This is a genomic window from Shewanella profunda, from assembly GCF_023283765.1.
GTDB classification, from domain to species: Bacteria; Pseudomonadota; Gammaproteobacteria; order Enterobacterales; family Shewanellaceae; genus Shewanella; species Shewanella profunda.
Window position 1 is genome coordinate 1 of sequence record NZ_JAKILG010000058.1, and the last position, 23,960, is coordinate 23,960.

General features: G+C 45.5%; 18 protein-coding genes. 16 read left to right on the forward strand and 2 right to left on the reverse strand.

What is annotated here, in order from left to right; translation table 11 throughout:
- Positions 1–398: 398 nt before the first annotated feature.
- The 8 genes from L2744_RS19225 (at position 399) to purF (ending at position 11,295) form a co-directional block, all read left to right on the forward strand.
- The gene (locus tag L2744_RS19225) at positions 399–1,529 is read left to right on the forward strand and encodes a 4-phosphoerythronate dehydrogenase (protein WP_248993412.1); all 1,131 of its coding nucleotides are present in this window, start codon (positions 399–401) and stop codon (positions 1,527–1,529) included.
- A 2-nt stretch (positions 1,530–1,531) separates the two neighbouring features.
- Positions 1,532–2,548: an aspartate-semialdehyde dehydrogenase gene (locus tag L2744_RS19230; RefSeq protein WP_248993413.1), complete on the forward strand. Its 1,017-nt coding sequence runs from the start codon at positions 1,532–1,534 to the stop codon at positions 2,546–2,548.
- A 179-nt stretch (positions 2,549–2,727) separates the two neighbouring features.
- Complete coding sequence (locus L2744_RS19235) at positions 2,728–6,075, forward strand: FimV/HubP family polar landmark protein (protein ID WP_248993414.1); 3,348 nt, start codon at positions 2,728–2,730, stop codon at positions 6,073–6,075.
- Positions 6,076–6,176: 101 nt separating this feature from the next.
- A complete protein-coding gene (gene truA / locus L2744_RS19240) occupies positions 6,177–6,962 on the forward strand; it encodes a tRNA pseudouridine(38-40) synthase TruA (RefSeq protein WP_248993415.1) in 786 nt (261 codons plus the stop codon).
- A 42-nt stretch (positions 6,963–7,004) separates the two neighbouring features.
- Positions 7,005–8,276, forward strand: coding sequence for a bifunctional tetrahydrofolate synthase/dihydrofolate synthase (gene folC, locus L2744_RS19245; RefSeq protein ID WP_248993416.1), 1,272 nt, complete (start codon positions 7,005–7,007; stop codon positions 8,274–8,276).
- A complete protein-coding gene (gene dedD / locus L2744_RS19250; protein WP_248993417.1) occupies positions 8,269–9,045 on the forward strand; it encodes a cell division protein DedD in 777 nt (258 codons plus the stop codon). Before folC ends, dedD begins: the two co-directional genes overlap by 8 nt.
- A gap of 115 nt (positions 9,046–9,160) precedes the next feature.
- Positions 9,161–9,649, forward strand: coding sequence for a CvpA family protein (locus L2744_RS19255; protein ID WP_248993418.1), 489 nt, complete (start codon positions 9,161–9,163; stop codon positions 9,647–9,649).
- A gap of 131 nt (positions 9,650–9,780) precedes the next feature.
- A complete protein-coding gene (gene purF / locus L2744_RS19260) occupies positions 9,781–11,295 on the forward strand; it encodes an amidophosphoribosyltransferase (protein WP_248993419.1) in 1,515 nt (504 codons plus the stop codon).
- Between the two features lie 209 nt (positions 11,296–11,504).
- On the opposite strand, the gene L2744_RS19265 is transcribed toward purF, so the two are convergent.
- Positions 11,505–11,804, reverse strand: a complete 300-nt coding sequence (locus L2744_RS19265; protein WP_248993420.1) for a hypothetical protein — start codon at positions 11,802–11,804, stop codon at positions 11,505–11,507.
- A 164-nt stretch (positions 11,805–11,968) separates the two neighbouring features.
- On the opposite strand from L2744_RS19265, the gene L2744_RS19270 reads away from it, so the two are divergent.
- Positions 11,969–14,044, forward strand: a complete 2,076-nt coding sequence (locus tag L2744_RS19270; RefSeq protein ID WP_248993421.1) for a DNA topoisomerase III — start codon at positions 11,969–11,971, stop codon at positions 14,042–14,044.
- Between the two features lie 200 nt (positions 14,045–14,244).
- Here L2744_RS19270 and L2744_RS19275 read toward each other — a convergent pair whose 3' ends face one another.
- Entirely contained in the window at positions 14,245–15,534 is a 1,290-nt protein-coding gene (locus tag L2744_RS19275; protein WP_248993422.1) for an alpha/beta fold hydrolase, read from the reverse strand.
- 181 nt (positions 15,535–15,715) lie between these two features.
- Here L2744_RS19275 and L2744_RS19280 point away from each other — a divergent pair, with 181 nt between their 5' ends.
- From L2744_RS19280 to L2744_RS19310, 7 genes are all read left to right on the forward strand, one after another.
- Positions 15,716–16,360 (forward strand): MBL fold metallo-hydrolase, encoded by a 645-nt coding sequence (locus L2744_RS19280; protein WP_248993423.1) that lies wholly within the window; start codon positions 15,716–15,718, stop codon positions 16,358–16,360.
- A 315-nt stretch (positions 16,361–16,675) separates the two neighbouring features.
- Complete coding sequence (locus L2744_RS19285; protein ID WP_248993424.1) at positions 16,676–17,692, forward strand: XdhC family protein; 1,017 nt, start codon at positions 16,676–16,678, stop codon at positions 17,690–17,692.
- Positions 17,692–18,387 (forward strand): nucleotidyltransferase family protein, encoded by a 696-nt coding sequence (locus L2744_RS19290; protein ID WP_248993425.1) that lies wholly within the window; start codon positions 17,692–17,694, stop codon positions 18,385–18,387. The genes L2744_RS19285 and L2744_RS19290 overlap by 1 nt, the downstream gene beginning before the upstream one ends.
- Positions 18,388–18,390: 3 nt before the next feature.
- A complete protein-coding gene (locus L2744_RS19295) occupies positions 18,391–18,894 on the forward strand; it encodes a (2Fe-2S)-binding protein (RefSeq protein ID WP_248993426.1) in 504 nt (167 codons plus the stop codon).
- Position 18,895: 1 nt separating this feature from the next.
- Positions 18,896–21,142, forward strand: coding sequence for a xanthine dehydrogenase family protein molybdopterin-binding subunit (locus tag L2744_RS19300; RefSeq protein WP_248993427.1), 2,247 nt, complete (start codon positions 18,896–18,898; stop codon positions 21,140–21,142).
- Positions 21,143–21,405: 263 nt separating this feature from the next.
- Positions 21,406–21,897 carry a DUF1097 domain-containing protein gene (locus tag L2744_RS19305; RefSeq protein WP_248993428.1) on the forward strand — a complete coding sequence of 164 codons (492 nt, stop codon included), beginning with the start codon at positions 21,406–21,408 and terminating at the stop codon, positions 21,895–21,897.
- 119 nt (positions 21,898–22,016) lie between these two features.
- Positions 22,017–23,471, forward strand: coding sequence for a methyl-accepting chemotaxis protein (locus tag L2744_RS19310; protein WP_248993429.1), 1,455 nt, complete (start codon positions 22,017–22,019; stop codon positions 23,469–23,471).
- The last annotated feature ends 489 nt before the right edge of the window (positions 23,472–23,960 follow it).

Sequence of the window (23,960 nt, forward strand, 5' to 3'; positions counted from 1 at the left end):
TGATATTGTTGAGGAGAAGGAGGTTTTAGCATAGTGGTTAGCCATCAATTCAACTAACCCTATTAGATCAAAGTCCTGGATCGGCGTCCAGGACTTTGTCAGCAGTCTGAAGGGAAGCTTAAGCTTCCCTTTTTTGTGGGTGTTTTTCGATAGCATGTTGCGTAGGCAGGGTTTTAACGCACTTTATGCCGTGTTGGCTATTTTTAACTTAGCCCGTTAGGCCTGCAAATAACCGTAATCGCCATGGATGGCGTGAATGCAATTAATGCAGGATCAATTAATTGCCTTGCCTAAAGTGTGTTAAATTCCCGCTGAATCCTGCATCTTCAGGTTGTTTGGGTATAGAATACCGAGCATCTTGATGCCTTCCATTGCCACTTTTATCAGATCAGGTGCCCATGAAGATTTTAGTCGATGAAAATATGCCCTATGTTGAACCGCTATTTGGCGATCTCGGGGAAATTATTCCTGTTAATGGCCGCACGTTAACCGCAGAGCAAATGCGCGATGCCGATGTGCTGTTAGTGCGCTCGGTCACTAAAGTGAATGCTGAGTTGCTCTCGGAAAATCATCAACTGAAATTTGTTGGCAGTGCCACTATTGGCACAGATCATGTGGATTTAGCTTATCTGGCAGAGCGTCATATTCCCTTTTCCAATGCACCTGGTTGCAATGCAACTGCAGTCGGAGAATTTGCTTTTATCGCTATGTTGGAGTTGGCGCAGCGTTTTAATTCGCCGCTTAAGGGCAAAGTCGTTGGGATTGTTGGCGCAGGAAATACCGGTTCTGCCACCGCAAAATGCTTAGAAGCCTACGGCATTAAAGTATTGCTTAATGATCCCATCAAAGAGAAACAGGGCGATCCGCGCAGTTTTGTGAGCTTAGACACCATCATGGCGCAGGCCGATATCATCAGTTTGCATGTGCCAATCACGCGCACGGGGGAGCATAAAACCAAACATTTATTCGATGAGGCACGCTTAAATGCACTCAAACCTCACACTTGGCTTATCAATTGTTGCCGTGGTGATGTGATTGATAATCAGGCATTAATTAGCATTAAACATGAGCGTGACGATCTTAAGCTTGTACTTGATGTGTGGGAAGGGGAACCTCATCCTATGGCTGAACTTGTATCACTTGCTGAATTTGCTACACCGCATATTGCAGGTTACAGCTTGGAGGGTAAGGCGCGGGGCACGTTTATGCTTTACCAAAAACTTTGCCAACTGATTAATAAAACAGTAAATAAAAATCTAGCAGATCTGTTACCCCCCTTTAATATTAAAGCCGTTGAGCTAGAAACCGCTGCGGATGAAAAGGCTCTCTTACAACTAGCTCGTTTTGTTTATGATTTACGTGATGATGACCGGATGTTCCGAAATACATTCTTAAATGAGAATGGCTTTGACACTATGAGAAAAAATCACCGACATCGACGCGAATTTAGTGCATTGGCGCTGGCGTATGACGGTCAACTTGAGGTAGATTGGTTATCCAATTTAGGGTTTTCAGGAGTCGGTCAGTAGCTATGTCACAGGAATTTAATGTTGTCGTTTTAGGTGCGTCGGGCGCAGTGGGTCAAACTATGATTGAGATCCTTGAAGAGCGTAATTTCCCGGTTGCCAATTTGTACCCTTTAGCCAGTAGCCGCAGCGCCGGTGAAACGGTCAGCTTTCATGGCAAACAAATTACCATTCTCGACGTAGAGACCTTTGATTGGAGTCAAGCCCAAATCGGTTTCTTCTCCGCAGGTGGTGATGTTTCTGCCAAATGGGCACCGATTGCCGCTGAAGCGGGTTGTGTGGTGATTGATAACACCTCCCACTTTAGATATGACATTGATATTCCTCTAGTTGTACCCGAAGTTAACCCCCATGCTATTGCGGATTTTCGTAACCGCAATATCATCGCCAACCCAAATTGCTCAACTATCCAAATGTTGGTGGCGCTAAAACCTATTTATGATGCTTACGGTATTAGCCGGATCAACGTAGCAACGTACCAGTCAGTATCGGGTACAGGTAAAAAAGCCATTGAGGAATTAGCGCACCAATGCACTAAATTGCTGCAAGGCTTGCCCGCTGAAGCCGTAGTCTATCCAAAACAAATAGCGTTTAACGTGTTGCCACAAATCGATAAATTTATGGATAACGGCTATACCAAAGAAGAAATGAAAATGGTTTGGGAAACCCAGAAAATTTTCGGTGACGACGACATCCTTGTGAATGCGACTGCTGTTCGTGTACCGGTGTTTTATGGTCACTCTGAAGCCATTAATATCGAGACCCGTCAGCCTGTAGATGCAGAAGACGTTAAAGCTTTACTGCGTGAAGCCGAAGGAGTGGTATTGTTTGAGTCCGATGATGAGTATCCAACCGCAGTAACCCATGCTGCTGGCACAGATCCTGTCTATGTTGGTCGTGTACGTAAGGATATTTCCCACTCCCACGGGATTAATTTGTGGGTCGTGTCAGACAATATTCGTAAGGGCGCAGCCTTAAACAGTGTGCAAATAGCTGAGATCTTAGTGAGAGATTATTACTAAGTATTAAAGCGCATCATATGCCCATTGAAAAAGCCTGCTGCCAGCGGGCTTTTTTTGTTTTACAATTGTGAACAGTAGCAGGGCAGGGATTTCTGGTTTATAGTAATCTCAATAAATACAATTGCCTAAAGCCTGTTATCAGCGAGATAACTCTAATAGCGCTTCAAAGGGAAGGATTGATGAAATTTCGCACTTCGCATCTTGTGGGCCTGATGGCCATTGTTTTAGCTGTTTCTTCTACGACTTATTTTATTGATCCCGCTGTTGCTGCAGATACGCCTAAAGTAAAACCCTTAAAAGTCATGGGGCCAGACGGACAGATCCGTCAAGTTAATCAACAATATGGCCCAACTACCTCAAAAGACACTTTTTGGAGTATCGCACAAAAAGTTCGCCCCGATGCGAGTGTGAGTGTCTATCAAGTCATGGCTGCTTTATTTGATGCCAACCCCCATGCCTTTAATTCTGATAATTACAACAGTCTTGAGCGTGGCATGATTTTGCTTATTCCTTCGAAAGAAGTGATGCTTGCTATTCCCAATAGAGTGGCAATTGCCCGTGCAGAACGCGATGATAAGTTAGCGCGTACAGGCGTGAAATCTCCGGTTAAAACCACCACGCCTAAAACCACTGAGCCTAAAACCGTTACAAAAGTCATAACTCAGGCACCGCCTGAAGTAGCCCCTGTCACCGTGGCAGCCCCTGTTGCGGTGGTTGAGCCTAAGGCTGAACCAAAGCCTGAACCAGTCGACCCCAAACAAGCTGAAGCTGTGTCACAAACAGCGACAGTGGTTAAATCTGAACCTAAAATGTTGAGTTCGGATGTCAATGCACGTCTAGAGGCTGCGGAGAGGAAAATCCTGTCTCTGACCGATGAATTAGCTCGCACCCAAGATCAACTCTCGGTACGTAACTCGGATGTTGAAGCATTAAAGGTAAAGGTTGAAGAATTAAATCAACAAATTGCGCTGCTTGAAGAGACGCTTCTTGTCAGTAAACAGCAGAATCAGGTGCTAAAAGCGGAAGTTGAAGCCGCACAATCCCCTGATGTCGTTTCAGTTCCTGAACCTGAAACGCCAACAGAACCCGGTGAGTTATGGCGCAATATTGTCAATAATCCTGCCATGTTGATCGCTGCGGCAGTGATACCGGCTCTACTTATTTTATTGCTTGTATTCTTGATGCTTCGTCGTAAACGCAATAAAGAGCGTCGTGAGTTAGAAGCCCAACAAGCGGCTATGGTTGCTGGTGGTGCAGGAATGGCAACGGGCGCCACTATCCTATCGATGGACGAGGATGACCTGAATGACATGGCCATTCATTTAGATACGGATCATACTGATTCTATTGAGAGTCTATTAGATGTTGGCAGTGTGAGCCTGCAGCCTGAACAAGGTATGGCTGATAGCGATGAGCAGACGAACATCGCCTCTGAGATATTTATCGATTCAGGTAGTGTGCAAGCAGAACCACAGTTTGAAGAGGACGAAGGTCAATCACTTGATGATCTTTGGGCTGAAGCAATGGGCGATCAAGAGGAAGCCCTTGCTGAAGAAAAACCTCAATCTGGTAATATTCTTGAGGAAGAAGATCTCGATGCACTCTTGGCTGGTTTCGGAACTGAAGACTCGAGCAATGCAACCCCTGATGATGCTGATACTTTAGCAAATAACGTTGCTGAAGATTTGACTGATACTGATGATTTTACCGATATTGAAACCTCTGAGGTCAATGATACAGACACTGATTTAGGTGCTGAGATTGCCGCAGCACTGGAAGCTGAGTTAGATGATCTTGGTGTCGATAACAATGATGATATCGATGCGTTACTTGCCGATTTCGATAAACTTACACCTTCAGAACAGGCTGCTGATCTTGGTGAGGAAATTGCCGCAGAACTTGACAGTGATCTTGAGTCCTTGGGTGTAGAAGATATTGATGATATCGACGTGCTGCTGGCAGATTTTGATAAGCCTGCCGCCCCGGAGCCGGATTTAGGTGATGAAATTGCCGCAGAATTAGATGCAGAACTTAATGATATTGCAGTAGATAATACCGATGATATCGATACCTTACTAGCGGGGTTCGATGAGCCTGCCAGTACTGCTCCGTCTCTGGATGATGCCGTTGCCCAAGAAATTGCGGCTGAGCTTGAAGCTGAATTAGACACTAGTTTGTCAGACACCGATGAGGATCTCGAACAGCTCCTTGCAGAATTTGATATGCAAGATAAGGACGATATTGTTCCCCATGATGCTACCTCATCAGATGTTGATACATCACAGATTGATACATCCGATGCGGACGATACGGTCACTCGTGATGAGATTGCCACAGAACTCGAAGCATCATTACCCGAAGATTTCGCAGGCTCAGAAGATGATCTTGATGCGCTTTTAGCTGAGTTTGATGTACCAGAACAGGGCGAAGCCGACAGCGATGATTTCAACTTCGATATAGAAACGACGCCGCTTGATACCCAAGACAGTGCTAATGATGAAGATAATTTACTCAAAGGGATCGGTGCTACCCACGCGCTTGACGGTACAGATGATACTTTTACCTTAGTAGAAGACCTCAGTGATGATATCGATACGACTGCCGAAGACGCAAAATTCACCGGTTTCAATAGTGATGATGTTAATTCCGATGCTCTGACTACAGCGGCATTGGCCGCTACAGTTGCTGCTGCAGCGAGTGCTAAGGAAAAAGAGTCCTCTTTCTTCAATGATTTAAAAGCAAATAAGGGCAAAGATCCCCACGTGCTGGATTGGGATACTGAGCTTGATTTTGCCTCAAAACCGGCAGAGCCTAACGTTGATATTGCGCCAACCATTGATGAGCCGACCGATGCCAGCTTAGATGCTCCAGTGATTTCTAAGCCGAGTTCGCTCGATTTGCCACCTGAGACGAAAAAGCTTGAGCCTAAGGTCGACTTTGAACTTGCCGATGATCTTGATAATGACTTACCACTAAGCAAAGACTTTGATCTCGGTGATGATCTCGATTTAAGCACAGATCTTGATTTGAGTGATGACAGTGTTCTTGCGGCGTTTACCGCGAATACGGATTTTGATGACGATGATATATTAACGACCGAAGATAGCTTTGCCCTCGATGATGAGCATACTCTGACGGTCGATGAAGCCCTAGCCGCATTGGATGCGCAGGAGTCCCGTCAATCGAAGAAATTTGTGCCAGAGCACGATTTGACCAACTTCCAGAATGAAAATGGTTTTATCGATATAGATAAATTACTCAATGATGCCGAGCAAGACCGCTCTGATACGGATCTGTATCCCGAAGTCGATATTGAGATGAGTGATGTTGGTGCTTTGATTGGCGATGCCGCTATGATCGATGTCGATGACGAAGAAAACTCGGTAAGCGCTAAACTGGATTTAGCCCGTGCTTATATCGAAATTGACGACAGTGACAGTGCTAAAGCACTGCTCAAAGAAGTCCAAATTGATGGTAATGAACGTCAACAGGACGAAGCGGCTCGTTTGCTTAAAGAGATTGGCTAATCCCAATTGAGAGAGTTTCAATCTAACGGCGCTTCGGCGCCGTTTTTTTTAAGGGATGCTGTGATAAAATGCGCCGCTAAATTAATTGTGAGGATGTGTGGATGCGAATTGCATTAGGTATTGAATATGACGGCAGTGGTTACTTTGGTTGGCAGCGTCAAGCCGAAGTCGATTCAGTACAAGGGCAATTAGAGCGGGCGTTATCGATAGTGGCTAATGAACCCATAGGGTTATTTTGCGCAGGCCGTACCGATGCGGGCGTGCATGCTACTGGTCAAGTGGTGCACTTTGATACCAACGCGATTCGTAATGAAGGTGCATGGACATTAGGCGTGAATGCCAATTTACCGGATAACATTGCAGTGCGATGGGTAAAAGCAGTCGATGACAGTTTTCATGCGCGCTTTTCTGCCACCGCCAGACGCTATCGTTATGTGATTTACAATCACAGTTTTCGCCCTGGGATTTTACGCCATGGTGTAAGCCATTATCACGGGGATATTGATGCCGACAGAATGCACCAAGCGGCGCAGGCACTTTTAGGTGAGCAGGATTTTACCAGTTTTCGCGCGGTGCAGTGTCAGTCTAAAACACCGTTTCGTAATGTGCATTGCGTCAATGTTACGCGCCAAGGCATGTATGTGATTGTCGATATCGCCGCCAATGCTTTCTTGCATCACATGGTGCGTAATATCGTCGGTTCATTATTAGAAATAGGCTTAGGCAATCAGCCCCTCACTTGGATGGGCGATTTGCTCGCGTTAAAAGACAGAAACCAAGCCGCAGCAACGGCTAAACCCCATGGACTCTATTTAGTTGATGTAACTTATCCAGAGCAATATCAGTTGCCTAAACTCGCCCTAGGGCCATTATTCATGTTGGATTGAAAAAAGCTTATTTGAGAACGTCGAATACGAGGATGTACGGGCATGCTTACAGCGCCAGCGTCAAATGCAGCATTAGCACAGTGGTTGGATTATTTGTTATCCATACACCCAACCGAAATCGATATGGGATTAACCCGTGTCTCTAAGGTCGCTAAAACCCTTGGACTCTTAGACTTAGGTCATACTAAAGTCGTCACAGTGGCAGGGACAAATGGTAAAGGTACCACCTGCGCTATGCTAGAGAATATTCTGCGTTTATCGGGTTTGACCGTTGGCGTATACAGTTCGCCGCACATGCTGAAATACAACGAGCGTGTACGCATTAATGGCAGTGATGCCAGTGACAGTGCTTTTGTTACAGCCTTTGAGCAAATTGAAGCTGCGCGCGCCGATATTTCCCTGACCTTTTTTGAATACGCTACGCTTGCAGGCTTGATACTCTTTAAAGCGGCAAAGCTTGATGTGGTTATCTTAGAGGTCGGTTTAGGTGGGCGTTTAGATGCCACTAACATCATTGATGCCGATATTAGCGTGGTCACATCTGTCGATTTAGACCATGAAAGCTATCTTGGTAATACCCGTGAGCTAGTGGGCCGTGAAAAGGCGGGTATTTTCCGCCGTGGTAGGCCAGCGATTGTTGGCGAGCCTAACTTGCCGCATACCGTCAATGAGGTCGCCAGTGATGTTGGTGCAACCTTGTACCGAGTCGGCAAGGAATTCAGTTATCAAGCCCATGATAATCTATGGGATTTTCAAGGCCAGGTGCTTAAGCTTGGTGATTTAGCCTTACCGACTTTACCTCTACCAAATGCCGCGACTGTACTGGCCGTGATTGAACATGGCTGGCCTAATATTTCAGCTGAGATTATTGCTAAAGGCATTAGCACTGCGCGTTTAACTGGTAGATTAGAGCAAATCAACGAGCGACCATTAGTGCTACTCGATGTGGCCCATAATCCCCATGCAGCGCGTTTTTTGGTGCAGCAGCTTGAGCCTATTGTTTCGGGTAAGCGAGTTTTTGCCCTATGCGGTATGTTGAAGGATAAAGATATCGCGGGTGTATTACCTGTGGTTGACCCTTTAGTTGATATTTGGTTCTTAGTCAGTTTGCATGGTGAGCGCGGGGCGAGTGCAAGTCAATTACGTAAAACCTTAGCCACAGATGCTAACGCATTTGAATTTGAGGAAATCGATGCGGCTTGGTCGGCATTAAAAACGCAAATTACCCCAGATGATGTGGTAATTGTGTTTGGCTCCTTTTACACTGTGGCAGGATTTAAATCTCTATTTAAGCAGGATGTCAGTTTTGTCTAGCCAGTTTCATAATCGTTTAGTCGGCACTGTGGTGCTGGTCGCCCTCGGGGTGATATTTTTACCGGATATTTTGGACGGCAAAAAAGAGCGCCAAGAAGAGCAGTTTGCAGAAATCCCTTTGCGTCCACCTCTCGTTGAGCAGAGAAAAAATGCCGATGATATGTTTGAGGTGCTATCGACCAAGGAGGTCGTTGAGCTTGAAGGGGAAGGGGCTGATCTTGTTGGTGCACACTCAAGTAGTGATGAGGCTCGGTTAGCGCAGGCGGTTAAAACTGAATCGACAACATCCGCTGCCGTAAAGGAGGTGGCGAAGCAAGACACATCTAAACCAGAAAGTAAGCCAGAGCCAACGAAATCAGAGCCCAAGAAAGAGCCTGCCAAATCGACGGTGGCTAAATCTGAGCCAGTGAAAAAGCCTGAGGTTAAATCTACCACTGTCGCAAAAACAGAAAAACCTAAGGTTGAAACGGCAAAAACCACTAAAGATGATGGTATTAAAGTTGTGAGCCGTGAGTCTATTAAACCTGGACTAACCTTACAGTTGGGCGCTTTTAGCAATGCTGCTAACGTTAAGGCATTGGTTGCGCAGCTGCGTAAAAATGGCTTTAAAGCGTACACTATTCCAGACACTCCAAAGGATGGTGTATTAACCAAAGTCTTTGTAGGCCCAGATGTATCCGAGACCAAATTGAAAAAAATGTTGGAAGATATTGAAAGCCTTACTGGCTTAAAAGGGCGGATCGTGCCTTTTAATCCTCTGGAATCTTAATGGCGATAAAAACCCTGAGACTGAAAATAATTTATTTACCTCTCTAGGGGTGAGAATCATTTCAGTCTCTGGTAGAATCGCGCCGTCTTAAAGCCTATGTCGGAAAGCCATCTCAATGGTTTGGATTGATTACGCTATCATATTCGTCATCGGATTATCGACTCTTATCAGTCTGATCCGTGGATTTGCCAAAGAAGCCATGTCCTTAGTGGTATGGTTCGCGGCTTTCTTTGTTGCCAGCCAGTTTTATCAAGATCTTGCCGTTCATTTAACCCAAATGAACGATGAAATGCTGCGTAATGGTGTATCCATTGCCATCCTCTTTATTACCACCTTGATACTCGGCGCCTTAGTCAATTACATTCTTGGGCAACTAGTTGTTAAAACAGGATTATCTGGCACTGACAGACTCTTAGGTCTGTGTTTCGGTGCCATTAGAGGTGCGCTTATCGTGAGTGCGCTGTTGTTCTTTATGGATGCTTTTACAGGCGCTCCTAACTCCCAATGGTGGAAGGATTCTGTGTTAGTGCCCGAATTTGGCGTTGTTATTCAATGGTTTTTTAACTATTTGGAAAACACCTCCAGCTTTGTACCCAAAATATAAAAAAGACAATAAATTTATCCTAATTGATGAATATAAACCTAAGTCAAAATGTCTATTCAACGTCATTTATCTTTTTGCTTATATTTCAACATGAAAGGACATAGAACATCTTACAATGAGGAAGCTTACCCATGTGTGGTATCGTCGGAATAGTTGGCCAATCATCGGTTAATCAGACCATTTATGATGCACTGACTGTGCTTCAGCACAGAGGTCAGGATGCGGCAGGTATTGTGACCGTTGATCGTGGTGCTTTCAGACTACGTAAAGCCAATGGTCTGGTAAAAGATGTATTTGAAGTCAAACATATGCAGCGCTTACAAGGCAATGCAGGGATTGGCCATGTACGTTATCCAACCGCGGGCAGTTCAAGCGCGTCCGAAGCGCAGCCTTTCTATGTTAACTCGCCATTTGGGATTTCATTAGCCCATAACGGTAACTTAACCAACACAGTCGAATTAGCCGAAGGGCTAATTAAAAAACGTCGTCATGTAAATACCACCTCAGACTCTGAAGTGTTATTAAATCTCTTGGCTGACGAACTACAAAAAACCACTAGCTTGACCCTTACCTCGGAAGAAGTTTTTGATGCGGTCGCTAAGGTACACCAACAAGCTCGTGGTGCCTACGCGGTCGTTGCCATGATTATTGGTCAAGGTCTGGTCGCATTTCGTGATCCATTCGGTATTCGCCCATTGGTGTTAGGTAAGCACGAAACCGCTACTGGCACTGAATATATGGTGGCTTCTGAAAGCGTGGCACTCGATGCCGTTGGCTTTGAAGTGATGCGTGATGTGGCGCCTGGTGAAGCAATTTATGTTTCGATTGACGGCCAGCTGTATACCCGTCAATGTGCAACTGAGCCGAGTTATGCGCCATGTATCTTCGAATTTGTCTATTTTGCCCGACCAGATTCAACCATAGATAAAGTGTCTGTTTACGCAAGCCGTGTCAATATGGGCGCTAAGCTTGGGGAGAAGATCAAGAAGGAATGGTACGATCACGATATCGACGTGGTTATTCCTATTCCTGAAACCTCATGTGACATCGCCCTCGAAATCGCCCGTTGTATGGATTTGCCGTATCGCCAAGGTTTTGTGAAAAACCGCTATATTGGCCGTACCTTCATTATGCCTGGTCAACAGGAACGTAAGAAATCAGTGCGCCGTAAACTCAATGCAATCAACACTGAATTTAAAGGTAAAAATGTACTGTTAGTGGATGATTCTATCGTTCGCGGTACGACCTCTGAGCAGATCATCGAAATGGCCCGTGAAGCGGGTGCTAAGAAAGTGTATTTTGCTTCTGCTGCGCCGGAAATTCGTTTCCCGAACGTTTATGGTATTGATATGCCAACATCGAACGAATTGATTGCCCATGGACGTGATGCCGATGAAATCGCTAAACTGATTGGCGCCGATGGTATTATCTTCCAAAATCTGACCGATTTAGTTGAAGCGGTTAGAATGGAAAATCCTGAGATTAAATGCTTCGAGACCTCAGTATTCGATGGTCACTACATCACCAACGACGTTGATCAAGCTTATTTAGATCACTTAACACAATTACGTAACGATGATGCTAAAGCCGATCGTAATAAAGATATTGGTACTAACTTAGAGTTGCATAACGTCTGTCATCCTTAACGGGAATTGTTAGGCAGAGAATGGGCCAGTGATGATGTCACTGGCTTTTTTTATGGATTTTTAATCACCATTTGAGGAAGGAATAGTGATTTGGCATGGGTAAAACTCGTGTGAGATCTTGTGCTGTACATTCGAACTCGAAATCAATTGCCTATGGATGACAATCTTCTGCTCTTTTTAGCGTATTGAGTAAAGATAAAACCTGCAATTTATCCCCAGATCCAAAGCAACATCCAAACGCTAAATAGACTGCTTAAGCTATGGCGAGTCACTTGATGGCGCAGTAATAGCGATAAACTCACTGCGATAGGGATAATGAGAATAAATCCCCAAGCCAGAGGTATATCAACTAACTTAAGTTGCCCAAGCCATGCACGTGTGAGTAGGCTAACAGCAAGTAACAATAGGCTATGAAATATAAGTAACTGATTGAACCTTAAAACTAATGATGGTTTTTCTGCATAAGTGTTTTGGACTTTTTTGCGGAATGGTTTTGTCAATGGTTTCATAACGCCTCCTTATCAACGCCTCTTACTTTACACCTTGTTGAGAATTATTCTCAATTAAATTTACAATCGAACGATTGCCTTTCCTGCAAGGCTTACTGTGATTTGCACTCAGGGGGACTTTGAGCTAAATTGTACTGTAATTATATCCAGTGCTTGGTGTTTGTATGATCCTCTATATCGCAGAAAAACCTAGCCTAGGGCGGGCGATTGCTGATGTATTGCCTAAACCCCATAAAAAAGGCGAGGGATTTATCGAAGCCGCCAATGGCGATTGTGTGTCTTGGTGTGTCGGTCACTTGCTCGAACAAGCTGAGCCTGATGCCTATAATCCAGAGTTTAAATCTTGGAAATTTGAGCACTTACCTATAGTGCCGGACAAGTGGCAACTGACACCTAAGGCAGCAACCCGCAGTCAACTCACAGTGCTTAAGCGATTAGTCAAACAAGCGAATACGCTGGTTAATGCGGGCGATCCTGATAGGGAAGGGCAGTTATTAGTGGATGAAGTGATTGCCTATCTTGGGGTAACGGGGGACAAGTTGCATCAAACCCAGCGTTTGCTCATTAGCGACTTAAACCCGCAAGCCGTCAAGCGAGCACTGACACAACTTCGCAGTAATCGTGAGTTTATCCCCCTATCGACTTCTGCCTTAGCCCGAAGCCGTGCTGACTGGCTCTACGGCATGAATATGACGCGTGCCTATACTATCCAAGGTAAAAAAGTGGGCTATCAGGGAGTGTTATCCGTTGGTCGTGTGCAAACGCCACTGCTTGGGCTTGTCGTTCGCCGTGATGAAGATATTGCGAATTTTCAGTCTAAGCCTTTCTATGAAGTACTCGCACATCTGGCAACGGACAAGCAGGAAACCTTTAGCGCAAAATGGCAACCGAGTGAAGCTTGTCAGCCTTATATGGATGAAGAAGGACGAGTGCTAGCCAGAGGATTAGCGCAAAATGTGGTGAGTCGCATCAGCGATAAAACCGCCTTAGTTACTCAATTAGTGGCTAAGGATAAGAAACAGCATCCGCCTTTACCTTACAGTTTATCAGCGTTGCAGATTGATGCGGCCAAACGGTTTGGTATGAGTGCTAAGGATGTGCTCGATACCTGTCAGAGTTTGTACGAGCGTCATAAGCTGATTACCTATCCGCGCTCCGATAGTCGCTATTTACCGATAGAGCAACATAGTCTTGCGCCATCTGTGCTTAAGGCTATTGGCGGCGGTGCTGCTGAGCTATTGCAAGGTGTTGATGCGCCCGATCCCCACCTTAAATCTAAGGCGTGGGACGATAAAAAAGTGGATGCCCACCACGCAATTGTCCCTACCGAGAAAACGGCTAACCTATCGAGCTTAAGCTTGCGGGAAAAACAGCTGTATCTTCATATTGCGCGTCAATATTTAGCACAGTTTTATCCCGCCTATTGTTATAGTGAAACCACGGTACAAGTGACTATCGAAGGTGGTTTATTTAACACTAAGGCGCGTCAGGATAGGTCCCTCGGCTGGAAGCAACTCTTTGTCCGCCAACAGCCGGGCGATAATAAGTCGACTCAAGAAAGTGCAGATAAGGATGATGAGCAGGATGAATTTATCGGCCATTTACCGCCGCTAAAACTTGGGCAGACTTTGCATTGTCTGCGTGGTGAGTTAGTTGAAAAAAATACCCAGCCGCCTAAAGCCTTTACCGATGCGACCCTGCTCAGTGCCATGACGGGTATTAGTCGTTATGTGACCGATCCTGAGATCCGTAAAATCCTGAAAGAAACCGATGGCTTAGGTACTGAAGCCACCCGTGCAGGTATTATTGAACTCTTATTTAAACGCGGTTTTTTACAACGTTTAGGTAAAGCGATTGTATCGACTGACGTGGGTAAGGGATTAATTAACAGCTTGCCTTTGAGCGCCACTACGCCGGATATGACGGCGCTCTGGGAAGCGAGTCTAAATGGTATTTGCCATAAAGAAACGTCCTATCAAGGGTTTATGCAGCCACTGCTAAGCACTTTATCAATGCTTATCCAACACGCTGGAGCTCAGTTGCCAACGGCGCTCAATGGATTAAAAGGCCAAGGTTATAAAAAGTCTTCCGGTAAAAAGTCTGGCTATCGCAAATCTTCTTACCGTAAAACGTCAGGAGTAGATCAAGGGAGGGGTAAAACGAGCACTGTAAAAAATAATGCAGCTATAAAATCAACGGTTAAAAGTCCTACTCGCAGAGCCAGTACTGTGAAAACCTAATGGCATAGATTGCTATAACTTACTGTCAGTGTTTTAGAAAGAATAATGGCTACCTTAAAGACAAAAAAAAAAGAGTAAACCAATGGGGCTTACTCTCACGGAAATTGGTCGTAAAACATTGTAGCCAAAACCACTCCCATCTAGATAAGGAGCCTGCATACAATGCCAGTTGTGACTTAATTAACCCTTAAAATTAACCTTTATCTTAAGGTCTCTCCTCGATTTAGACTGATCAATTTATCCAGAATATGTTCACCGTCCATGCGGATCCCGTTATGTTCGTATTCCGAGGTTAACCAGTACTTTAGTTGTCCAATTTGTTGTGCTGTTTCTAAGCTGTATTGCATTTCTACAAACATATCCTCGCTGTAAATAGCGGCGGCAACGGGGACGCGGTTTTGTGCCAGTTGTTCGAGGTTATAAAGTGTCGGCCAGTCGGATTTGTGGGCCAGTATTTCTGCCGCGGTTTTGAGTGGGGTTAAATGGCTAAATTGGTCGAACATCCAAGGATAAATCATCTCACCAGTGAACAGGAAAGGTTTACCTACTTGATAATTAAAGGCGGGGAATTGCTGCCTCACCCTGTGCGCAGCCCATTGCGAAGCGGAGTGTTGGCAGTAGATAGCTTCGTGTAATAGGGCGAAAATTGGATTAGTATTGTAGTCGAGCATCTGGCCGAAATGATTTAAAAACAAGGGATTGACTTCAATCCCTGAAGGCGTGTTGATCAGTGCTTGCTCAAGCAGATAGTAGACCGACTCTGGGCCTTGTTCCATTCCGAGATTGATGCCAAGTAGTTGTAGCATTTCAACGGTTAAGCGTTCCCCTGTTGCTAAATACACTTCATTTTCAATTAAGTGCTTAGCTAAGCGAGTGACTAAATGTTGGGCATCGTGGAAACGGTAGAAGAATTGTTTATTCTTTGTCAGTACTCGTTGGTAGGTCGCTAAGTAGACTTCGTCGCTGCTGCGGGTTAATGAAGGAATTCCACCAGTAATATAGGCTTCGCTAACGCCTTGAGGGGCGACACTTAAATAATGTAGGACGCAGAAACCACCGAAACTTTGACCAAGAATAGCCCATTTATCTGCCGGACAAAGTTGAGCACGAATGGCTTCGGCATCACGGATAATATTGTCAGCCCTAAAATGGCTTAGATAATTTGCCTGTGCGGCGGGATCTAAGTGTTTTAGGCTTTGGTAGTTAATCGGCGTCGATAATCCTGTGCCCCGTTGGTCGAGTAGTAACACTCGGTACTCTTTCAGGGCTTGGCGGATCCAACCGTTATTACTGGCTGGGCGCATAGCGGCAAATCCAGGGCCGCCTTGGAAAAACACTAAATAGGGTAGCTTTTTATCTTTGTTTTCAGTGCTACACAATTCCCTAGCAAAAACTTTGATTTGTTCAGCAATCGGGTGCTGATAATTAAGCGGCAAAGTAAAAGTGTGTTTTTTGGCGAGCACGCCAGCAAGAACGATATCGGGTTTCATCAATCTACCTATGGGTAATGGGCTCTTGGTTTCATTGCCGATTGTATACAAAAGTCGTTCTCTCGCAAGTTAGGATTATTTTGTTGGCTTTTGGTTAAGATCAATTTTTATTGTAAAAAATTGAGCCAAGATAAGGACCTTAGCGTAATCTATCGCTTATGGATAACACGAGATTGAAGCTATGAAGTATCAAATTATTCCTGTGACGCCTTTCCAGCAAAATTGCAGCTTGATCTGGTGTGAAAAAACTAAACTCGCTGCGGTCGTGGATCCGGGAGGGAACGTAGATCGCATTCAAGCTGAGGCGGCAAAACTAGGTTTGACCCTTGAGAAAATCCTGCTTACCCATGGGCATATTGACCATGTTGGTGGTGCAAAGTCCCTTGCTAAATCAGCCAACATTCCCATTATTGGTCCACATATTGCCGATAAGTTTTGGATCGATAATTTACCTAAACAGAGCCAAAACTTTGGTTTTCCCCACTGCGAGTCTTTTGAACCGAGTCAATATTTGCAGGAAGGCGATATTGTTACTGTGGGTGAACAAAGCTTATCCGTGCTTCATTGTCCTGGGCATACACCAGGGCATATCGCGTTTTTCTCGGCGCAATCTAAGTTGGCTTGGGTTGGGGATGTGTTATTTAGAAGCTCAATTGGTAGAACCGATTTTCCCCAATCAAATCATCACGATTTAATCCACTCGATCACCGAAAAACTTTGGCCTCTAGGCGCTGATGTAGAATTTATTCCAGGCCATGGTCCTTTGTCGACCTTTGGCGAGGAACGTGAACATAATCCTTTTGTTGCGGATCAATTACTACTTTAGTGGTTTTCGTTGTCATATCTAGAATTTGCGAGTGGCAATCACTCGCAAACCTCCTTATTTTTTTAAAGCTATTTTCGATTTTTGACATCTTTTGCAATCTATTATCCCTTTCAAAGCGAGGGCGCCTTTGTTAACTTGGTTGCATCGATTTTTAATCTATCGGGTTTTCCCCAATCGTATTGGTTATGCAGATATAGTTCATGTGAACATCGCTAATGTGATTGGTATTATCCAAGCATTAACTGTCGGTTGGTTTATGCTTAATTGATGTATGTTTTTGTGCTTGATAATCCTAACCTCTTGGAGTCCTTACGGATGGATCACCAAATCGAAGATTTGCTTGAACATTGGTTACCGCTTGCGGATGACGCATGGGTGCTTGCTGTGATCACCCGAGTTCAAGGTTCTGCCTACCGTAAACCCGGTGCCATGATGCTGTTCCATGAGTTTGGACAAGGGGCGGGCATTTTAAGTGGTGGTTGTTTAGAGGCAGATTTACGCCGACATGCCCAAAATGCGATGCAAACTCAGCAAGTGTTTTGTGTGACTTATGATGCGAGCGATGAGTCTGACGCCAGCTACCGTTTAGGTTGTGGTGGTATTGTTGATATCATGCTGATCCCGCTTTTAAAAGAGAATCATGATCTAGGTTTGATTGAACTTGTTCATGCATTTCGTCATGGGCAATCGGGATATTATCAATTGCCCTTGGTCGCATCGGGTGCCGATGCGCGGCAGTATCAGGCTCGTTTCTATTCTGCAGATACTGCGCCGTTCCCCATCAGTGATTTTGTTAAGTCAGGGATCGTTAAGCAAGAGACGGATGAGTCCCTTGTTATTCCACTGAGGCCCAGATTTCATCTTGGGATCTTCGGTGGCGGTATTGATGCTAAACCTATTGCAGCCATTGCCCATTCCTTAGGCTGGCAAGTTACCATCATCGATGGTCGTACCGCCTACGCTAGAGCGGCAGATTTTCCCGATGCTCATATCATCAAACAAACTGTAGGCGAGCTTGCTGCCAACGTTATCACCCAATTGGACTGCGCGGTGGTGATGAATCATAACTTAGGTTTAGATGCCGCTGTGTTAAAGGCTATTCAACCTTATTCACTGGACTATGTGGCATTACTCGGCCCAGCTCACAGGCGGGATAAGGTGCTGGCTATGGCTGGTTTATCTGCTGAGTCGTTTTCAGGCGTGTTTTCTGCCCCCGCAGGTCTTGCCCTTGGCGGCGAGTTACCGAGCGCAATAGCCCTTAGCATTTTAGCCCAGTGTCATGGTGTGCTGCATGGCGCAACACTGAAGCAACTTGATGAGATTATGGGTTAATGACACCGCTGGCGTTAATGGATAGGCGACTCCTTATCGTGGTACTTGCAGCCGGAGAAAGTAAACGATTTGGTGGAATAAAGTTAGTACAATCTATTCCATCAACGAGTATCAATTCGTTGTGTGAACAACCCATAATATGTGCACATATTGAGCGTTTACAGCAGGTTAATCACATTGTTTTTAATCAGAAAAACCAGAGTGCTTGTATAAATCATCAAAGCCATTTGCTAGTGGTACTCGGTGCTTACCAGCATACGCTGCGGCCATTACTGGAGCGATTTGATATCCAACAAACCTTAACCCTATTAGAGAATCCGCAGTGGCAAACTGGGTTATCCTCATCGGTTCGCCTCGCTGCAAACTATGCAATGGAGCAAGGCTTTGATGGCATCTTGTTGACACTGGCCGATCAGGTAGCCTTAAGTGTTGATGATTATCAACAGCTTATTTTGAAGTGGCATGAAACAGGTAAAAACGTTGCCGCCCACTATTTGGATGATTTGGGTGTGCCTGCTATTTTTAATGCCTCAACATTGCCTCTGCTCACTAACTTGAGTGGTGATCGTGGGGCGAAATCTATCCTAAAACAACAAGCTAAGTTGGGTGAATTGGTGTCGATAGCACTACCTAATGCAGCGATTGATATAGATACTAAAGCCGATCTTACGATGTGGTTGGCACTTAAGGAGTGAGTTATGGCAGAAGTATTATCAACCAAAGCAGTGACTAAGGAAGCAAATACCGCCGCTTCCTCCCAGACACTGACCATCAACGGCAAGTCATTTACCTTAGATGCCGATCCAAAAATGCCAATCCTGTGGGCACTACGGGATATTTTAGGGTTAACAGGGACAAAATATGGCTGCGGCGCAGGGTTATGCGGAGCCTGCACTGTGCATTTAGATGGGCAACCCGTTCGTGCTTGCTTAACCAGCCTAGGGCAAGCTCAAGGTAAACGACTTACAACAATTGAAGGGCTTGATAATCAAAAGCTTAAAAATGCTTGGGTAGAGCACAATGTCCCCCAATGTGGCTACTGTCAGGCGGGCCAATTAATGTCCGCGGCCGCATTAGTTGCGCAGCATCCTAAACCTTCGGAGGAACAAATTAACACTGCGATGTCGGGCAACCTCTGTCGCTGTGGCACCTATCCGCGCATTAAAGCGGCACTGCAAAACTATGCCAAACAGGAGGGCTAAGATGAGTACTTTTACTGCCGTAGAAAATGTAAGCCGCCGCGATGTATTAAAACTGTTTGGCGCAGTGGGTGGCGGATTAGCCTTGGGGGCGAGTGGATTAACTTGGAGCCCCATGGCGCTGGCGCAGGATAAAGAAGCGCGGCTGAATCTGTTTATCGCTATTGGTGAGGACAATAAAGTCTACCTTACTTGTCATCGGTCTGAGATGGGACAAGGGATCCGTACTGGGATCTTGCAAGTATTAGCCGAAGAATTAGAAGCCGATTGGGATAAAATCGTCCCGATCCAAGGCTTAGCCGATAAACGCTATGCCAGCCAGAATACCGATGGTAGCCGCAGTATTCGCGAAAATTACGACCGTATGCGCCAGATGGGCGCTATGGCGAGAACCATGCTTGAACAAGCCGCCGCTGCACGTTGGAAAGTCCCCGTAAGTGAGGTGCATACCGCGGCTCATAAAGTGCTGCATGCAAAATCGGGGCGTTCTGCCAGTTTTGGTGAGCTGGCGTTAGCAGCGTCGGAGCAGCCTGTGCCAGCCCTTGAGTCCTTAAAACTAAAGGATGTTAAAGATTTCAAGCAGATTGGCGCATCACGCCAAATTGTTGATATGGATGCCATGCTCACGGGTAGTGCAATTTATGGCTACGATATCAAGCTTGATGGCATGCTCTACGCCAGCATTATGCGTCCACCAGTGCTTGGCAGTGATGTCGCAAGTGTAGACGATACTGCGGCACGTAAAGTTGCCGGTGTGGTGGATGTGTATCGTCTACCTACCCCTAAAGGGCCTCCGGCCTTTAATCAACTCGGTGGTGTTGCCGTAATAGCGACGAATACCTGGAGCGCCCTTGAAGGTCGTAAGGCATTAAAAGTAGAGTGGACGACCTCCCCAAATAGCCAACATGATTCGAGTCTTTACCTGAAGGAACTGGTGGAGCGAGTTCAGCAAAGTGGCAAAGTTGTGCGCCAAGTAGGCAATGAACTCAAAAACTGGCCCGAGGCCGATACGCTAAAAGCGGTTTATACCGTGCCCTATTTAATTCATTCACCAATGGAGCCGCCCGTTGCAACAGCTTATGTGACTGCGAAGGGATGTGAAATTTGGGCATCCACCCAAACACCCCAAAGTACACAGCAAAATGTCGCCGCAGCACTGGGTATTGAAGAGGACGCGGTAAAAGTTAACGTCACGCTATTGGGTGGCGGTTTTGGGCGTAAATCTAAACCTGATTTTAGCGTTGAAGCCTCGCTGTTATCAAAGCAATTCAAGCGTCCGATTAAAGTGAGTTGGAGCCGTGAGGATGAAATACAAAATGGCTATTACCATGCGATTAGCGCGCAATCCTATCAAGCATTGTTCGATGCTAACAATAAACCAACCGCACTTTTAGCCAGAACAGGATTCCCGTCTATTAGCTCGACCTTCGCCGAAGGGGTGGAATATCCATCGGGAGGTGAATTAGATCTCGGTTTTGTGGATGTGCCTTTTGCTTTGCCACATTTAAGGTATGAAGTCGTAAAAGCGCAGGCGCACAGCCGTATTGGTTGGATGCGCTCAGTCTGTAATATTCAGCATGGTTTTAGTGTGGGTAGTTTTGTCGATGAAATGGCCCATCGAGCGCAAGTGTCCTGTCCCGATATGTGGCGTAGCCTGTTAGGCGATGCGCGGCGTGAGACCTTCAGCGATCAACAGTTTAAATACGGTAACTATGGTGAAGATCTTAATCGTCATCCCGTGGATGTTAGCCGCTATTTTGGGGTAATTGATGCGGTTGAAAAGGCCCAAGCTAAGGCGCCTAAGGCGGGTAAAAATCAGGGTTGGGGCTTTGCCGTGCACCGCAGCTTTGTGAGTTATGTTGCCGTGGCGATATTAGTGGAAGTGAGTGAGGATAAACAGGTGACTGTGCTTAAGGCGATAGCAGCCATTGATGCGGGAACAGTTGTGAATCCTGACAGAGTTAAATCCCAGACCGAGGGCGCGATTATCTTTGGCTTGAGCTTAGCTATGATGGGGGAGATCACGTACAAAGAGGGGAAAGTGCAGCAATCAAATTTTCACGATTATCCTTTGCTGCGACTTCCCCAAACACCCGATATGGAGATCATCATTATTGCCTCTGATGCGCCGCCCGCGGGTGTGGGTGAACCGGGTGTGCCGCCAGTTGCTCCAAGTCTCACCAATGCGATTTTTGCTGCGACAGGCGTTAGGATCCGTGACTTACCCGTTAGTAAGCAATTGCGGATTTAATCCTATTCTTTATGCATTAGTTGAAAGTCTTTTGAACAAAAAAGCGCCTAACAAGCGCTTTTTTCGTTTTTTTACGACAAAATATTTGCTTGTTAGCGATTTTGCGGGCATTAATGCCGAAAATTAGTAATAGATCAGGTTTTTGTTACCAAAATAGAGGTAATTTAACCAACATGTATAACCAAGCAACCTTAAAATATCAATCCTCACTCTTGAGGTTGCTTGGTTATAAACTTCCGTGAATAGAAATAAAGGGGTCATCCATGGAAAATCGTTGGCAAATCGCACTATCTGCTGGCCTGTTGGCCGCTATTTGGTGTGGCGTCGCAGATGCCTTTCATCTCGTTACTTGGATCGGTTTTTTAGGTTGCAGTACTTTTTTTGCGCAACCTAAAGCGGGTTTTCAAGGTGTGATGATGGCGTGGTGTACAAATCTTTCCGGCGTATTTTGGGCTTGGCTCATCATCACCGGAAGTAGTTTTTTTGTTTCGCCCGTATTGGGGTATATTTTTACCGGCATAGCCACCTCGGCCATGTGTTTACAGGCGAGTTATCAGAAGCTCAGCTTTATCCCTGGCGCGTTTATCGGCTGTTGCATCACCTTTGCGATGGCGGGGGATGTTGCCACTATCCTGCCATCTTTAATTATTGGTGGGTTGTTGGGGTGGAGTATGAGTATGCTAACCGGACAATTGGTCACTTTGAACCAGAAGTGGTCTGCTCCGGCTCGTACTGAAATGACCAGTGTCGACTAGCTTAGCATTAGCTTATATCTGTTACCTAAATTCAACCTGCGCTATCAAGTTGAAACAAGATATGGGTTATAATGCTGATTTAGTGCAAAATCGCCTTTCGGTTCTTAGGAATTATCAAGATGAAACAAATCCAGTTTCGTACCATTGATGCCATATTGATCAAGTTTAGCCTTAACGGAAAGTTTTGGGTTGTCTGTTCTATGGTTGCTTTGATCACGGCCGCCGTGGCGTTAGTGAATTATCAATATGCCCAGCGTAATGCCGAATTAGCATCATTTGCCCGGGTTCAAGCTACTGTAGATGCACTCGCCAAGGTGGCAACGTTACAAAAACTTGAGGCTGATGCCCTATCGCAATTTGCCCGAGACAATGGGCTGACATTGGCAACTGGGCAGGCAGCACCCCAACGTAAAGGCGATAATGTGACCGCTACAGCCGATGTTTCAGGTAGGCAGTCTCTGCAGCTTTCACAAAATGTGCAGCAATGGGAAGCCGAGGCCCGTAGTGATGCCAATTTTATGGTTTGGATGGCGTTATTGGGTTTACTGCCACTATTCCAGTTGAGTTATTGGATTTCAACATCCCTCGGTGGTGGGCTGTGGGATATGTATATGGCCATTAAACGCCTAGCTGATGGTGATTTAAGTTTTAGATTAAACTTTTTTGGCACCGATGATTTTAGCTTGATTGCCCGTGAAATAGACCGCAGCGCCGATAATATGAGTGAAATGGTATCCGCGATTAGAAAAAATGCGGATACGCTGGCACTAGCATCTAACGAGTTTAATCAACAGGCCGTTACCAGTGATAAATTGATCGGTTTTCAGTATCAATTCTTAGACTCGGTGGCTGTCGCTATGGCGCAAATGACCTCGGCCATTGAGGAAGTTTCGCTTAACGCGAATAACACTTCAATGCAAACTAAAGACAATGCCACTCAAATGTCGACCAGTAAAGGACGTATTGCTCATACGGTTGAGGGAATTAGTTTGCTCTCGACTAAAATTGGTGCAGCGTTTTCATCGGTAGAACAATTGTCTAAGGATGCGGCGAGTATTGATGCGGTGGTGACAACCATTAACAGTATTTCCCAGCAAACCAACCTACTAGCCTTGAATGCGGCTATTGAAGCGGCGAGAGCGGGTGAACAAGGTCGTGGCTTTGCCGTGGTGGCAGATGAAGTGCGTACCTTAGCGGGTCGAACTCAGCAAGCCACGGTTGAAATTCAAGCAATGATCGAAGGGCTGCAACTGGGCACGAGTCGTCTATCGGGTATCACTACTGAGATTGTTGACCAAGCCGATGAGGGGCGAAGTGCTATTATTGCCGTGGGAGAGGATGTCGAGAGCATGACACAATCGGTCAATGCAGTATTTGATATGAGTAGCCATATTGCCGCCGCAGCCGAGGAGCAAAGTGTCGCCGCGCGGGACATTGCCGGACAATTGAATGAAATTCGCCATCAGTCTGAAACCATCAAGCAAACGGCACAGCGCAGTGTGACTTTAGCTAATGATCTGCACCATGCATCGGTTGAATTAGGTGGGATTTTAAAGCAGTACCGCACTAGCTAATTAGTCATCTTTACTCTAGCACTGAAGGTACGCAATAGCCTTCCTAGCAAGTATTTAAGTCCTAAACTAAATGGCGGTTAAATCTTAGATTTCCGCCATTTCAAATTCTACAATATCTCAAAATAAGATCACTGAGTTGCGTAGCATTAATTGCCATTGTTTTCCCTGTGACTCGCCACCCTTTTATTTAATAAGAAGTATCCCTGAGGGCTCTACTAAAACATCCTGTTTTAGAAGGTCCTGGTACAACAATACCAATCCTAACTACCCCTTTCGCTGTTCGTTTAGCTGAATAGCTATTGCCCCAAACAAGATAACTTTATCGTCAGTTGTGCTACATAAATTGTCACTGTTTTCCCAGTGACTCGCCGTAAATATATATATGGACACCTCGAACAGATCAACCACTGTATGAGTAACAGAAAGTAATACTGCGTACGTATATCCGACCTGTTTGTGAGAATCTTTGCTCTCTGGCCTTAATGAGAA